Genomic DNA, 14,003 nt, shown 5'->3' with positions numbered 1-14,003 from the left:
ATAACGCAAACGTCAATAAACCTTTGTTATGCTGCTCTGGAAAGCGGGAACCGAATTCGGTTCCCGTTTCTTTATCTAATTAGTGCCATGTCTCAGTACTGAAGAACTGACTACGCTAAGTTGTATGATTCGAAAGTTTTGGTAATTTTTAAAGGTTAGGTTATGAGAGAAATGACAACTAAAGCCGCGTTGATTTTAGGTGCATCCCTGATCGTCGGTTTAGGCGTATTGGGTTATCTAGTTCAGCAAACGGCTATTCAATACAAAGCACTGGATCGCATTGTGACGGTCAAGGGATTATCGGAGAGAGAGTATCCTGCTGATACGGTCATTTGGCCGATTCGCTATACGGTTGCCAGCAATGATATTCAAGCACTGTTCGAGCAGGTAGATGCTCAAGCAGAGTTAATCACTGCATTTTTAGCTGAGCGCGAACTGTCTGATAGTGTGCAGTTTTCAGCACCATCGGTGATTGATAAGAAAGCTCAGCAATATGGAGGAGAAGCAAACGCCGATTATCGCTATCTCGCCATTCAAACCATCACGGTGTACAGCAATAAAGTTGATTCGGTACGTCAAGCCATCAGTCTCATTGGACAGCTGGGCAAGAAGGGGATTGTTTTCAACCAAGATTCTTACGACAACCCGATTGTCTACAGCTTCACTCGCTTAAATGAAATTAAGCCGGAAATGATAGAAGAGGCCACACACAATGCGAGAGAGGTGGCTGAGAAGTTTGCCAAAGATTCCAATAGTTCACTTGGCAAAATCCGCACAGCCTCACAAGGGCAGTTTTCTATCATGGATAGAGATCACAACACGCCACATATTAAACGCATTCGTGTTGTTTCGACGGTTCAATACTATCTTTCTGATTGATTAAGGGAAGTGGTCTAATGAACCAAAGCTTACCGGAAGTAATTGCGGACCAGATATAGACCGGACCAGAAAAGACAAAGGCCCGTAGATTTGTCTACGGGCCTTATCGGAATTTGGTGGCCCCTCCCAGACTTGAACTGGGGACCAATCGATTATGAGTCGACTGCTCTAACCACTGAGCTAAGGGGCCAAATCAGAGCCAAGATTATAGGAGAACTCGCGCGGGGTGTCTAGACGTAGCTACGGCTAATTGCGCTTAGTTTTTATTCACTTAGCGAAGGAAACGACAAAAAAGGTGAGCCATGGCTCACCTTTTTTACTTGAGAAGAGTATGCGTTACTCGTCAAGGAAGCTACGCAGAGTTTCTGAGCGGCTTGGATGACGCAGTTTACGCAGTGCTTTTGCTTCGATCTGACGAATACGCTCGCGCGTTACGTCGAACTGTTTGCCCACTTCTTCTAGAGTGTGGTCGGTGTTCATGTCGATACCAAAACGCATACGCAGTACTTTTGCTTCACGAGGTGTTAGGCCAGCAAGAACATCTTTTGTCGCTGCTTTTAGGCTGGTCGCTGTTGCAGAGTCAAGAGGCAGTTCTAGCGTGGTATCTTCGATGAAATCACCTAGATGCGAATCTTCATCGTCACCGATAGGTGTCTCCATCGAGATTGGCTCTTTAGCAATTTTCAGTACTTTACGGATCTTATCTTCTGGCATTTGCATACGCTCTGCCAGTTCTTCCGGTAACGGCTCTCGACCCATCTCTTGTAGCATTTGACGAGAGATACGATTTAGCTTGTTGATCGTTTCGATCATGTGTACCGGAATACGAATCGTACGTGCTTGGTCTGCGATTGAACGCGTGATTGCTTGACGAATCCACCACGTTGCGTAGGTCGAGAACTTGTAACCACGACGGTATTCAAATTTATCAACCGCTTTCATCAGACCGATGTTACCTTCTTGGATTAGATCCAAGAACTGTAGACCACGGTTTGTGTACTTCTTCGCGATAGAGATAACAAGACGCAAGTTCGCCTCAACCATCTCTTTCTTCGCACGGCGAGCTTTTGCTTCACCGATAGACATACGACGGCTGATGTCTTTGATGTTGTTTACTGAAAGCGACGTTTCTTCTTCAATTGCTCTTAGCTTGGCGATTGAACGACGAATGTCTTCTTCGTGAAGTTTAATCTTTTCTGCGTACGGCTTATCAGAGACTAGGATCTTATCTAACCATTCTTCGCTTGACTCGTTGCCAGTGAAGAGAGCAATGAAAGATTTCTTTGGCATCTTGGCGATTTCTACCGCAGATTTCATGATCAAACGTTCTTGCGTACGAACGCGATCCATGGCGGTGCGAAGTTCGTTAACCAAATGGTCAAACTGCTTCGGCGTTAGACGAAACTCTTTAAACACATCGAGCATCAGTTCATGGGCTTGAGCTGTTTGAGCACTCTCTCGACCATGTTCATTCACGGCAAGTTGCAGATTCTGGTAGCTGTTACGAAGTTGAGTGAACTTCTCTAGCGCCATTTCAGGGTCGATGCCGACATCGTCCTCTGAATCGCTGCTTGAATCACCATCTTCGTCTTCATCTTCGTCTTCATCGTCGATGTCGGTGTTGTCTTCATCTTCCAAATCAGATTCTGCAAGCTCTGAACCGATGTGTGTTGCGGTTGGAGCAGCCGTTTCATCTGCATTTGGATCAACAAAACCACTGATAAGGTCAGTGAGGCGAAGTTCTTCCGCTTGTACTTTGTCGAACTGTTCAAGAATATAAGGAATGGTTCCTGGGTATTCAGCAACAGAGGACTGTACTTGGTTGATACCATCTTCAATTCGTTTAGCGATGTCGATTTCGCCTTCACGAGTTAGAAGTTCAACGGTTCCCATTTCACGCATGTACATGCGCACTGGGTCTGTAGTGCGACCAATTTCGCTCTCTACGCTTGAAAGCGCAGCAGCGGCTGCTTCGGCAGCATCTTCGTCGGTAATGTTTGATTCATCACTCAGCGCTAGGTCATCAGCATCAGGAGCAGTTTCTACTACTTTGATGCCCATGTCGTTAATCATCTGAATGATATCTTCCACCTGTTCTGAATCTACGATTTCAGCAGGTAGGTGGTCATTTACTTCGGCGTAGGTCAGATAGCCTTGCTCTTTGCCACGGATGACAAGTAGTTTTAGCTGTGACTGCGGATTATGATCCATAGACGGTATCCAACTTCGTAATCTGGTGAAGGAATTAGTATGCGAAATGCAAACCACTAACTATAGCAAATAAAATTGTTGCTGACTAATTAAACAGGGTTACGCTTTTAAATCTAGCATGAGTGCCATAAGCTCCCTTCTTTCATCGGCTGATAAGCCGATGCTTCTATCTTTTGCCTGCAGGTTCTCAATTTGCTTTTCAACACACTGAGCAAGAATCTTGTCCAGCGAGTCTAAAAATATGTCTTCTTCATTGTCATCGTCGAGGGGGATTTCCCAACCTGCTAAACGAGACAGAAGCTGTTCATTCTGGCTGCCACGCCAGCTTTCTAGCAATTGGCCTGTGGTTATATTGGGGCGTGCTTGGCATCTTTCAAGCACTTCTATCAATAAACTCAAGCCGGGTATGGTTAAATGTTTGACCGGGGTTAAATCCGGCACCAGCTGCGAGAAGCTTGGACGCTGAATTAATAGGGCGACCACTTCACGCATGGGTGTTCTTTTTAGCTCACGGTGGGGCTGTGGCTTTTTGTCGGTTTGGCCTTGGCGATCGATCAGTTGTTGCAGTTGTCGTTCGTCCACCAAGCCTAAACGGCGGCCAAGTAATTCCCTCAAGTATAGACGTAAAGTACCGCCTGGCACTTTATCGATCAAAGGAACCGCTAAGGTTGTGAGCTTCGCCATACCTTCTTTGCTGCTCATGTCTACTTGTTGAGCAAGCGAGCTGAACATGAACTCTGACAAGGGCATGGCATTGGTTACTTGTTGCTCAAACTGTGCTTTACCAAATTGACGAATATACGAATCGGGATCTTCGCCATCAGGTAAAAACATGAACTTCAATTGTCGGCCATCATTTAAGTAAGGCAATGCGTTTTCCATGGCACGCCAAGCCGCTTCTCTTCCTGCTCGGTCACCATCGTAACAACAGACGACGGTGCTGGTTTGACGAAACAGCACTTGCAGATGATCGCCCGTGGTGGACGTTCCTAGTGAAGCGACGGAATAATCTACGCCATATTGGGCTAGAGCGACAACGTCCATATAGCCTTCGACCACTAAAATTTGAGGTGGCTCTCGATATGCCTGTAGGACTTCGTACAAGCCGTAAAGTTCTTTGCCTTTGTGGAAGATTGGGGTCTCTGGTGAGTTGAGATATTTTGGGGTGCCATCCCCAAGCACTCGCCCACCAAATCCGATAACACGCCCACGGCGATCGCGAATGGGGAACATCACACGGCCACGGAAGCGATCGTAGCGATTCCCCTTTTCGTTCTCGATCAACATACCACCTGAGACTAGCATCTCTTGTGCTTCAGGATGCTGACCAAAGTTTTTACGCACCAAATCCCATTCATCAGCAATATAACCAATGCCAAATTTCTGTACGATCTCGCCTGATAGGCCGCGATTTTTTAGATAATCGATGGCGATTTTGCCTGAAGAAAGCTTCAGTTGATTGCGATAGAACTGGCTAATGCTGGCCATTAAATCGTAGAGGCTGCGCTTTTGGCTGCTGCTGGCTTGAGGTGCTTGGCTAAACTTAGTGTTGGTTGAGCGTTGTTCGCGTGGAACGTCGAGACCAAGATAAGAGGCAAGCTCCTCAATGGCTTCCACAAACTCCAATCGCTCAAATTCCATCATAAAATCGATGGCATTGCCGTGTGCACCGCAACCGAAGCAATGGTAGAACTGTTTTTCTTGGCTAACGCTGAAAGAAGGCGTTTTTTCGTTGTGGAACGGGCAGCAGGCTCCGTAGTTCTTGCCTTTTTTCTTAAGTTTCACCCGTGCGTCGATGATGTCGACGATATCAAGTCGAGCAAGGAGGTCATCAATAAAACTGCGTGGGATGTGTCCTGCCATAAAACCTAATAAAAAAGAGAAGGGTAGATACAAACAAGCCGTGCGTTCCAGAGGATAGCACGGCTTGCTGCAAACAGGTGCGGGAATTAAGCCAGTTTAGCGCGAACTAAACCACTTACTTTACCCATATCTGCACGGCCTTGAATTTGCGGTTTCAATACAGCCATTACTTTACCCATGTCTTGCATGCCTGCTGCGCCAGATTCTGCAATCGCACTGTCAATCAGCGCGGCTACTTCGTCTTCATTCAGCGGTTGTGGCATGAATTCTTCAAGCACCGTAATTTCTGCTTTTTCCGCATCAGCTAAGTCTTGACGACCTGCTGCTTCAAATTGCGTAACAGAGTCGCGACGTTGTTTAACCATTTTTGTCAGCACAGCAAGAATGTCGTCATCGCCCAGAGTGATCTGTTCATCGACTTCACGTTGCTTAATAGCTGACAAGGCTAAACGAATAGTGCCAAGGCGCTGTTTGTCCTTGGCTTTCATCGCTAGTTTTTGCTCTTCTTTGAGTTGTTCAATAAGAGCCATAACTAAATTCCTTTCCGGAGCTCAGTTATTAATACAGGCGAACGCGACGAGCGTTTTCGCGAGCTAGCTTCTTAGCGTGACGCTTTTGAGCTGCTGCTTTAGCGCGTTTGCGAACTGTAGTTGGTTTTTCGTAGTGCTCACGACGACGCACTTCAGAAAGGATACCTGCTTTTTCGCAAGAGCGCTTGAAACGACGTAGAGCAACGTCGAACGGTTCGTTTTCACGTACTTTAACTACTGGCATATGCCTTTCACCTCAGGGGTTATTCGTTAACGCTGGCAATAAATAGACAAATCACTAGCGATTGGTCTCTAACCAGCTTGATCAAAAATGGTGCGGAATTTTAATCCGATCCCTGCGCCTTTGTAAAGCCTTTTGTCGATTATTGTCTGTACAAAATTTGTTTGTCTGGGCTGCGCGAGGTAATATGTCGGCAAATTTTCTATTAGCACTGAGCATACAGAGAAAACTATGCGCATTCTCGGCATTGAAACCTCCTGTGATGAAACAGGAATCGCCATTTATGACGATGAAAAAGGCCTACTGGCCCATAAATTATATAGCCAAATTAAACTGCATGCCGATTACGGCGGTGTCGTGCCTGAGCTCGCTTCTCGTGACCACGTGAAGAAAACCATTCCTCTTATTAAAGAGGCGTTGAAAGAAGCCAATTTAACAGCAAAAGATATTGATGGTGTTGCTTACACGGCTGGGCCGGGTTTGGTTGGGGCACTATTGGTGGGGGCAACGATTGGTCGAAGCCTCGCTTACGCTTGGGGAGTGCCAGCTGTTCCGGTTCATCATATGGAAGGTCACTTGCTCGCACCTATGCTTGAAGACAACCCACCTCCGTTTCCATTTGTGGCGGTATTGGTCTCGGGTGGTCACTCGATGATGGTGGAAGTGAAAGGCATTGGTGAATACAAAATCCTAGGCGAATCCATTGATGATGCGGCGGGTGAAGCATTCGATAAGACGGCGAAGCTCATGGGCCTAGATTATCCAGGTGGGCCATTACTGTCTAAGTTGGCCGAAAAAGGGACGCCGGGTCGCTTTAAGTTCCCGCGCCCGATGACCAATGTGCCCGGTTTGGACATGAGTTTCTCTGGCTTGAAAACCTTTACTGCCAATACCATCGCGGCGAATGGTGATGATGAACAAACACGTGCCGATATTGCGTACGCTTTTGAAGAGGCTGTGTGCGCTACACTGGCGATCAAATGTAAGCGCGCACTAGAACAAACGGGTATGAAACGTATTGTGATTGCGGGTGGGGTGAGTGCCAACCGTCGTCTTCGTGCTGAACTAGAAAAACTGGCGCACAAAGTGGGTGGGGATGTCTATTATCCACGTACCGAGTTTTGTACTGATAATGGTGCAATGATCGCGTATGCGGGTATGCAACGTTTGAAGAACAATGAAGTGTCAGATCTTGCGGTAGAGGCCCGACCTCGCTGGCCAATTGATCAATTGACACCAGTGATGAAATAAACTCAGTATAATCACGGTCGCTTAGGCGGCCGTTTTTTTACTTTGCTGCTTTTTATTCACATGGAACTGAATGGCATCTTGTATTGCCTATGTTAGGTTCTGCTGATTTTAGGAAAAATAATGAAAACATTCGTCATAGATGGCAAAAGCATGGCTTATCAAGATGTGGGTCAAGGTCCGGTCTTGTTATTTGGTCATAGCTATTTGTGGGATAGCCAGATGTGGGCGCCACAAATTGAATTTTTAAGTCAGTCTTATCGTTGTATTGTGCCGGATTTGTGGGCACATGGGGAATCTGAGTCCGCACCAACTCACTGCAATTCATTGGTGGATTACGCTCAACACCTGCTCGCGTTGATGGATCATCTACACATTGAGACGTTTTCTATTGTCGGTTTATCCGTCGGTGGGATGTGGGGAGCGGAACTGGTTTCACAAGCACCAGCACGCGTGACTTCTTTAGTCATGATGGACACCTTCATTGGCCTAGAGCCGGAAGTGACACATCAGAAATACTTCGCCATGTTGGATGCTATTGCGCAAACCCAAATGGTGCCAGCACCGATTGTGGAAGCAGTTGTGCCGCTGTTTTTTGCCAACGATGCGAAAGAGCAAAACCCGCAATTGGTTTCGGATTTCGAACAACGCTTAGTGTCACTTTCCGGTGAACGTGCGGTGGAAGTGGCAAGAGTTGGGCGTATGGTGTTTGGTCGTCGCGATGTGATTGAGGATGCGGAAAAATTTGCTTTGCCAACCTTGATCGCCGTTGGTCAACAGGACAAACCTCGCCCAGTGTTTGAATCTTACTTGATGCACGATGTGATCACCGGCAGTCAATTGGTGGAAATTCCTAACGCTGGTCACATTAGTAACCTAGAGCAGGTTGAGTTCGTTAACCAAATGCTTGAGGCGTTTCTCGCGGCAGTTTACGCCCAGTAAGCGAACGGAAATGGCCTCATGAGAGGCCATTTTCTATTTCTTTGACGTTTATCGTCGTCTCGTATTTCGCTTGTCGTCTCTTATTTTGCTTATTGTGACTTAGGCATTTGCAGTTTTTTCTCACCGATTTTGGGTTCTTCACCAGTAAACAAGCGGCGGATATTTTGGTGATGTCTTAACACAATCAAACAGCAGAGCATGCCTACGGGCAAGGTGTACTGGGGCTTGATCATCCAAGTGTACATCGGGGCGAGTAAAACGGTAACCAACGCGGCCAATGAAGAGTAGCGGAAGAGTATCGCGACCAACAGCCATGTCACCATGATCATCCCTGTCAAATCCAAACCGATAGGGGCTATGGCTCCCAGCGCTGTTGCCACCCCTTTACCCCCTTGGAAATGAAAGAACAGTGGGTACATATGACCAAGGCAGGCTGCAATGGCTATCACGCCAAGCAGTACGGGTTCAATACCAAGGTAGTAACCACTCCAAACCGGAATTGTCCCTTTGAGCATATCGCACAGCAGTACCGCCGCGGCGGCACCTTTACCACCGATGCGCAACACGTTGGTGGCACCAGGGTTGTTTGAACCCACACCTCGGGGATCGGGCAATCTCAGCACACGACAAATCAGCACCGCACTGGAAATTGATCCCAGCAGGTAGGCGATGATGGTCATTGTCACTGCCATTGCGTCCATGTGAGTCCCTAAATGATTGGAAAGTAATGCTCATTTTTCGCGTAGTTGCTATCATAGCGCGATTGCAAAAATAATACGATGAATTTACCCCATTCGGGTATCCGACCTCTATAAGGACAAATTATGGCGCTGGATAAAGTGTTTATTGAACAGTTGGAAGTGATTACCACCATTGGTGTCTACGACTGGGAACAGCAAATTAAGCAAAAATTGATGTTGGATATCGAAATGGCGCACGACAATCGTCCTGCAGGCAAAAGTGATGATGTGGCCGATGCGTTGGATTATGCGCAAGTGAGCGAGGCGGTATTGAATCACATTGAAAGCGGCCGTTTCTTACTGGTGGAACGTGTAGCGGAAGAAGTGGCAGAGCTCATCATGACTCAATTCTCTGTGCCTTGGATTCGTATTCGTTTGGCTAAGCCGGGAGCCGTTCCACAAGCTCGCGCTGTGGGGGTGGTGATTGAGCGAGGTCAAGCATGAACACCGTCTATATCGGCGTAGGCAGTAATATTGAGCGAGAAAAGCATGCACGAGCTGCTTGGCAAGAGCTCACTTTGCTTGGCGAAGCATTACAAGCCTCACCGATATATGAATGTGCCGCTGTTGGTTTTGACAGCCATGCCTTTTTCAATTTTGTCATTCGTCTCAATACGTCCATGACGTTAGAGGAATTGGCTTCTCAGCTTCGCCAAATCGAACTGCGATGGGGCCGAGAAGAAAATGCAGCGAAGTATCAGGATCGAACACTTGATCTTGATATTGTGCTGTTCGGTGAATGCATTTCGAGCCAAAAGCCTGAACTGCCTCGCAGTGATATTTTTAAATATCCCTTTGTCATACAACCGCTTTATGATTTGCAGCCGGATCTGGTGATTCCAGGAGATGGCCGTACCGTGGAAGAGATTTGGCAAACTGCACGCGATCTCGACACATTAAGAGCGGTTGATTTTTCATTATAAAAAACTGAGTAAACCATGAGTTATTTTGAAGCGTTTGTGTTGGCTTTGATTCAAGGCCTGACAGAGTTTTTGCCGATTTCCAGTTCGGCGCATTTGATCCTGCCTTCCGCCATTCTGGGTTGGGAAGATCAAGGTTTAGCTTTTGATGTGGCGGTGCATGTTGGTACCTTAGCCGCTGTGGTGATCTATTTCCGTAAAGAAGTGATCACGCTCTTCGCTGCTTTGTTCGCGTCGATTTTTAAAGGCGAACGAAGTAAAGAAGCCAAGTTGGCGTGGATGATTGTGATTGCGACGATCCCAGCGTGTATCTTTGGCTTGGTGATGAAAGATGTCATCGAAGTTTATCTGCGCAGTGCCTATGTGATTGCCACGACGACCATTATTTTTGGTCTGTTGCTTTGGTGGGTCGATAAGAATGCCTCTTTGCTGGATGATGAATACCAAGCGGGTTGGAAGAAAGCTCTGTTTATTGGTATTGCGCAAGCATTGGCGATGATTCCCGGCACTTCTCGTTCTGGGGCGACCATTACTGCGGCGCTTTACTTGGGCTTTACTCGTGAAGCGGCAGCGCGCTTTTCTTTCTTGATGTCGATTCCCATCATTACGCTAGCGGGTTCTTATCTTGGCTTGAAGTTAGTGACCAGTGGTGAGCCCGTTCATGCCGGCTTTTTGCTAACCGGTATAGTCACTTCCTTTATTAGCGCCTATCTGTGTATTCACCTTTTCTTGAAGATGATTTCACGTATGGGCATGACGCCATTTGTGATCTACCGATTGATCTTAGGTGTCGGCTTATTTGCTTACCTATTAATGGCTTAATCTCGATCGACTCGATCGCATAATCATTATAGCGCCCACAGGAAACCGTGGGCGTTATGTTTTTTAAGCGTTCAGCAGCGCTGCTTTCACTGCTTCAATGCGTCTTCTTTCCTGTTCATCACGAATAGCAGGCCCTTTAAACCCATCCTGAATGACCGATTGCACCTCGACAGAGAGCGCGGCTTGATACGCTAACTGGATCCGTTCTGCTTGAGGGTAAGGATGATCTTGCAGGCCTTGGCGACCAGCATGATCGGCTTGGCAACAAAGGAGGATATCGTTTAATCGCTCCGCTTTGCGCCACACATCCAGTTTGTTGAAAATTTTGACTATGGTCTGCGGCTTGAGCTCGGCTGCGCGATGGATGTTGGAGTGCTGCTCACACACCATTAAAGCGAGATCGCGAAACTCATTCGGTACGCGCACGCGTTCGCATAACTGTTTAATCAACTTAAGGCCGGTATGGCAATGCATTTTGTGACTTGGCCATTCACTTGGTGGGGTCACGCCTTTGCCTAAGTCGTGCACTTGGGCCGCAAAGCGCACCACTGCTGATGAGCTTAGCTTCGCCGCTTGTTCTGCTACCAACAAGGTGTGTATGCCCGTGTCGATCTCCGGGTGCCATTTTTCAGGCTGAGGGACACCAAACAAAGCATCGATTTCGGGAAGTACCACGGCCAGAGCACCACACTGACGCAAGATAGCAAGAAACTGCTGTGGCGCGGGCGTGAGTAGCGATTTGTGCCATTCTTGCCAAACGCGTTCGGCGGTCAGTGCAGATAGCTCGCCAGAAGCGACAATGGATTGCATCAACTGCATGGTTTCATCGGCCACGCGAAACCCGAGTGGTGCCAGTTTGGCCGCAAAGCGAGCCACTCGTAACACGCGCAGAGGATCTTCGACAAAGGCCTCTGACACATGGCGCAAAATACGATCCTGCAGATCTTGTTGTCCCCCATACGGGTCATAAAGCGCGCCCTGGCTATCCATGGCAATGGCGTTGATGGTTAGATCGCGTCTGAGGAGATCTTCTTCTAAAGTCACATCTGGGGAGAAAAAGCACTCAAAGCCTTTGTAGCCTTGGCCTGTTTTTCGCTCAGTACGAGCCAGCGCGTACTCTTGTTTGGTTTTGGGGTGTAAGAAAACCGGAAACTCTTTCCCGACAGGAGAGTACCCAGCATTGAGCATTTGTTCCGCGGTTGCACCGACGACAACCCAATCTTGATCGTAGACGGGAATGTCCAATAGCTTGTCTCTTACCGCTCCACCCACTAAGTAAACTTCCACGCGTGTGACCTCGAATATTTGCGTATCTGACTGGACATTGTAGCAAGCAATGGTACTTTGCTCTCTATTCAATTGACGTATTTGCATTTGGTCTGTGTATGTATAAGGATTTTTTTGGTTTCTCTGAGCTGCCTTTCTCGATAGTGCCCAATTCCCGCTATCTCTATTTAAGTCAGCGCCATCGTGAAGCCATCACACATTTACAGGCTGGCCTCGGCGATGGTGGTGGTTTTGCCATGCTGACTGGAGAAGTGGGGACGGGGAAAACCACAGTCGCAAAATCAATGTTGGCCAATCTTGATGCTCAAACGTGTGCCGCTTTACTGCTCAACCCAACTTTTTCCAGTGTCGAACTGCTTGAAGCCATTTGTGATGAGTTTGGCTTGAGCTACGCAGCTAATTCTTCCCTTAAACAGCTCAACCAACGCATTTACCAGTTTTTGTTGGAAAATCATCAGCAAAACATCCAAACCTTATTGGTGATTGATGAAGCACAACATTTGGCGGCGGATGTGTTAGAGCAATTGCGCCTCCTCACTAACTTAGAAACGGAAACACGTAAGCTGTTAAAAGTGTTGTTGGTGGGGCAGCCTGAATTGCAACAGTTACTGCAAACCACACAATTGCGGCAACTTGCTCAGCGCATTACAGGCCGTTATCACCTATTGCCGTTGAATCCTCAAGAAACCGCAGACTACATTGCGTTTCGTATTCATACCGCAGGGGGAAGTCGTACCCTGTTTGATCATGCCAGCGCCAAAGTGATTGCTCAGTATAGTCACGGTATTCCCCGCCTGATTAACTTGATTTGCGATAAAGCGTTGCAATTGAGCTATCACCAAGGCGACAAAAAAATCACGAAAGCGACGGTCGAGCGTGCTTGCCAAAATGTGATGGCATTTCAGGCAGAGATCTATCAGCAAACCTCAAACCGTTTGTCTTTCCCTTGGGGGAAAGTCTCTGTACTGGCCGTTTGCGTTGCCGGAGTATTGGCCATGGCCGCTTATTGGCCTTTGGTCACAACTGACAATGTCGCTTCCACTGCGCCTCAGGTCGAGCTAGATAGGCCTGCAACCGAGTTGCCTGTACCGGCTTCCGTGCCAGCAATCTTGGTGAATGATGAACAATGGCTCGGCGAGTCAGCTGTTGCGCGGATGACCACTCGAGCGCAAGGATTAGAAGAGCTTTACAAATTATGGGGATATAGAGCAACGCGCATCGATACCTTGTGTGAACAGCCATCCACGTCGATTTTCCAGTGCCAAGTTCGGCAGCTTAATTGGCAAGAGTTGCAGCAAACGCGACACCCTTTGTTGCTGACACTGCAGCATGAAGGGCAACGGGCTTACGTTGTCTTGCTGGAAGTCGACCCAGAGCGCGTCGTTCTGCTTACAGGCGAGCAACGCCTCACCCTCACGGTTTCACAATTGATGTCGTTATGGCGGGGCGAAGTTACCGAACTATGGCCAATGCCTCTGAGAGAGACATTGCGCCTGGGTATGCACGGCGAGGCCATTGAAGTTTTGGACCAATTGCTTGCCAAAGCACTCAACGATGAACCGTTAAAGACGACGCAGTTTAATGCTGAGCTGATGCAGCGAGTGGAATGGTTTCAACGTTGGCAAGCAATGACCGAGGATGGCATCGCCGGCCAGCGTACTTTGGCGCGTTTGCAGCACATGGTCTCATTGTCCGAGCCGTGGCGAGCGCTCACTCAGGCTGAGAAACAAGGCGAAGAGCAGGTGATGCGCTATCCTGAGTATCCCTCGCTCGCGCCCCTTCTCAGAACATATCCGTTGGCGGAAACTGGCGACGTTATCAACGTGGCCGATCAAACAAGCCCCACTTTGGTTGCGAGCCCATCAATGTCGAGTGAAGAAAAGAAAACAGAGGACGAGCGACTGTTTGAAAACCTCGACCTGTCAGGCTTATCGCCAGAGCTGGCGCAAAAAGTCGAAAATGCCTTGCTGGTGGAGACGCAAGCCGATAATTCACCGCAAGTGAGGTCAACGGTTTCAAGGCTCGATTTGAGCGCGGAAAAATGGCATGGGCGCTTGCCTCCACTCAATTTGCAGACACACATGTATTCGAGCGATCCGAAACGTCGCTGGTTGAAGATTAATGGTGCGGAGTTCCATCAAGGTGAGTGGATCGATAACCAGATTCAACTGGTAGAGATTTCAGCGCAGTCGGTGATTGTTGAGTTCAAAGGAGAGCAGATCGAAATTCCAGCGCTCTATGAATGGAAAGGCTAAAGAGAGAGTGAAAAGGGCCATTAGCCTAAGAGTCAGAGAGAAATCGGGCCGCGAATGCGGCCCGA

The 14,003-nt window shown here is 47.9% G+C and carries 13 protein-coding genes and 1 tRNA gene; 7 read left to right on the top strand and 7 right to left on the bottom strand.

Annotated elements, in window-relative coordinates; translation table 11 throughout:
- Positions 1–162: 162 nt before the first annotated feature.
- Positions 163–879, top strand: coding sequence for an SIMPL domain-containing protein (locus tag CIK04_RS05925; protein ID WP_017421263.1), 717 nt, complete (start codon positions 163–165; stop codon positions 877–879).
- 114 nt (positions 880–993) lie between these two features.
- On the opposite strand, the gene CIK04_RS05920 is transcribed toward CIK04_RS05925, so the two are convergent.
- The 5 genes from CIK04_RS05920 to rpsU all read right to left on the bottom strand — a co-directional run bounded on the left by CIK04_RS05920 (position 994) and on the right by rpsU (position 5,727).
- Positions 994–1,069: transfer RNA gene (locus tag CIK04_RS05920), tRNA-Ile, on the bottom strand.
- 146 nt (positions 1,070–1,215) lie between these two features.
- A complete protein-coding gene (gene rpoD, locus CIK04_RS05915; protein ID WP_097352409.1) occupies positions 1,216–3,090 on the bottom strand; it encodes an RNA polymerase sigma factor RpoD in 1,875 nt (624 codons plus the stop codon).
- A gap of 99 nt (positions 3,091–3,189) precedes the next feature.
- Positions 3,190–4,953, bottom strand: a complete 1,764-nt coding sequence (dnaG, locus tag CIK04_RS05910; protein ID WP_026050474.1) for a DNA primase — start codon at positions 4,951–4,953, stop codon at positions 3,190–3,192.
- 86 nt (positions 4,954–5,039) lie between these two features.
- The gene (locus CIK04_RS05905) at positions 5,040–5,483 is read right to left on the bottom strand and encodes a GatB/YqeY domain-containing protein (protein WP_017421268.1); all 444 of its coding nucleotides are present in this window, start codon (positions 5,481–5,483) and stop codon (positions 5,040–5,042) included.
- 28 nt (positions 5,484–5,511) lie between these two features.
- Positions 5,512–5,727 carry a 30S ribosomal protein S21 gene (gene rpsU, locus CIK04_RS05900; RefSeq protein ID WP_001145625.1) on the bottom strand — a complete coding sequence of 72 codons (216 nt, stop codon included), beginning with the start codon at positions 5,725–5,727 and terminating at the stop codon, positions 5,512–5,514.
- Positions 5,728–5,955: 228 nt separating this feature from the next.
- Between rpsU and tsaD the strand changes: the two genes are divergently transcribed.
- Complete coding sequence (gene tsaD, locus CIK04_RS05895) at positions 5,956–6,975, top strand: tRNA (adenosine(37)-N6)-threonylcarbamoyltransferase complex transferase subunit TsaD (protein WP_011078711.1); 1,020 nt, start codon at positions 5,956–5,958, stop codon at positions 6,973–6,975.
- Positions 6,976–7,095: 120 nt separating this feature from the next.
- Positions 7,096–7,914, top strand: coding sequence for an alpha/beta fold hydrolase (locus CIK04_RS05890; protein ID WP_097352410.1), 819 nt, complete (start codon positions 7,096–7,098; stop codon positions 7,912–7,914).
- An 89-nt stretch (positions 7,915–8,003) separates the two neighbouring features.
- On the opposite strand, the gene plsY is transcribed toward CIK04_RS05890, so the two are convergent.
- Entirely contained in the window at positions 8,004–8,615 is a 612-nt protein-coding gene (gene plsY, locus CIK04_RS05885; protein ID WP_017421270.1) for a glycerol-3-phosphate 1-O-acyltransferase PlsY, read from the bottom strand.
- A gap of 123 nt (positions 8,616–8,738) precedes the next feature.
- On the opposite strand from plsY, the gene folB reads away from it, so the two are divergent.
- Genes folB through CIK04_RS05870 form a run of 3 tightly spaced genes read left to right on the top strand, consistent with a single transcriptional unit; the run spans position 8,739 to position 10,396 of the window.
- A complete protein-coding gene (gene folB / locus CIK04_RS05880; RefSeq protein WP_097352411.1) occupies positions 8,739–9,098 on the top strand; it encodes a bifunctional dihydroneopterin aldolase/7,8-dihydroneopterin epimerase in 360 nt (119 codons plus the stop codon).
- Positions 9,095–9,577, top strand: coding sequence for a 2-amino-4-hydroxy-6-hydroxymethyldihydropteridine diphosphokinase (gene folK, locus CIK04_RS05875; RefSeq protein WP_072609645.1), 483 nt, complete (start codon positions 9,095–9,097; stop codon positions 9,575–9,577). The genes folB and folK overlap by 4 nt, the downstream gene beginning before the upstream one ends.
- A 15-nt stretch (positions 9,578–9,592) precedes the next feature.
- Positions 9,593–10,396, top strand: a complete 804-nt coding sequence (locus CIK04_RS05870; protein WP_097352412.1) for an undecaprenyl-diphosphate phosphatase — start codon at positions 9,593–9,595, stop codon at positions 10,394–10,396.
- A gap of 63 nt (positions 10,397–10,459) precedes the next feature.
- Here CIK04_RS05870 and CIK04_RS05865 read toward each other — a convergent pair whose 3' ends face one another.
- Positions 10,460–11,683 (bottom strand): multifunctional CCA addition/repair protein, encoded by a 1,224-nt coding sequence (locus CIK04_RS05865; protein ID WP_026050475.1) that lies wholly within the window; start codon positions 11,681–11,683, stop codon positions 10,460–10,462.
- A gap of 98 nt (positions 11,684–11,781) precedes the next feature.
- Between CIK04_RS05865 and CIK04_RS05860 the strand changes: the two genes are divergently transcribed.
- Positions 11,782–13,938 carry an AAA family ATPase gene (locus CIK04_RS05860; RefSeq protein WP_097352413.1) on the top strand — a complete coding sequence of 719 codons (2,157 nt, stop codon included), beginning with the start codon at positions 11,782–11,784 and terminating at the stop codon, positions 13,936–13,938.
- The last annotated feature ends 65 nt before the right edge of the window (positions 13,939–14,003 follow it).

It is taken from the genome of Vibrio sp. 03_296, from assembly GCF_002265885.1.
Note: the sequence above shows the minus strand (reverse complement) of the source record. Positions and strands in the feature narration are given on the sequence as shown.

Coding starts and splice junctions, on each gene's coding strand:
- plsY (WP_017421270.1), bottom strand. CDS start 8,615: ATGGACGCAATGGCAGTGACAATGACCATCATCGCCTACCTGCTGGGA.
- rpsU (WP_001145625.1), bottom strand. CDS start 5,727: ATGCCAGTAGTTAAAGTACGTGAAAACGAACCGTTCGACGTTGCTCTA.
- rpoD (WP_097352409.1), bottom strand. CDS start 3,090: ATGGATCATAATCCGCAGTCACAGCTAAAACTACTTGTCATCCGTGGC.
- CIK04_RS05860 (WP_097352413.1), top strand. CDS start 11,782: ATGTATAAGGATTTTTTTGGTTTCTCTGAGCTGCCTTTCTCGATAGTG.
- CIK04_RS05890 (WP_097352410.1), top strand. CDS start 7,096: ATGAAAACATTCGTCATAGATGGCAAAAGCATGGCTTATCAAGATGTG.
- folK (WP_072609645.1), top strand. CDS start 9,095: ATGAACACCGTCTATATCGGCGTAGGCAGTAATATTGAGCGAGAAAAG.
- CIK04_RS05870 (WP_097352412.1), top strand. CDS start 9,593: ATGAGTTATTTTGAAGCGTTTGTGTTGGCTTTGATTCAAGGCCTGACA.
- CIK04_RS05905 (WP_017421268.1), bottom strand. CDS start 5,483: ATGGCTCTTATTGAACAACTCAAAGAAGAGCAAAAACTAGCGATGAAA.
- dnaG (WP_026050474.1), bottom strand. CDS start 4,953: ATGGCAGGACACATCCCACGCAGTTTTATTGATGACCTCCTTGCTCGA.
- folB (WP_097352411.1), top strand. CDS start 8,739: ATGGCGCTGGATAAAGTGTTTATTGAACAGTTGGAAGTGATTACCACC.
- tsaD (WP_011078711.1), top strand. CDS start 5,956: ATGCGCATTCTCGGCATTGAAACCTCCTGTGATGAAACAGGAATCGCC.
- CIK04_RS05925 (WP_017421263.1), top strand. CDS start 163: ATGAGAGAAATGACAACTAAAGCCGCGTTGATTTTAGGTGCATCCCTG.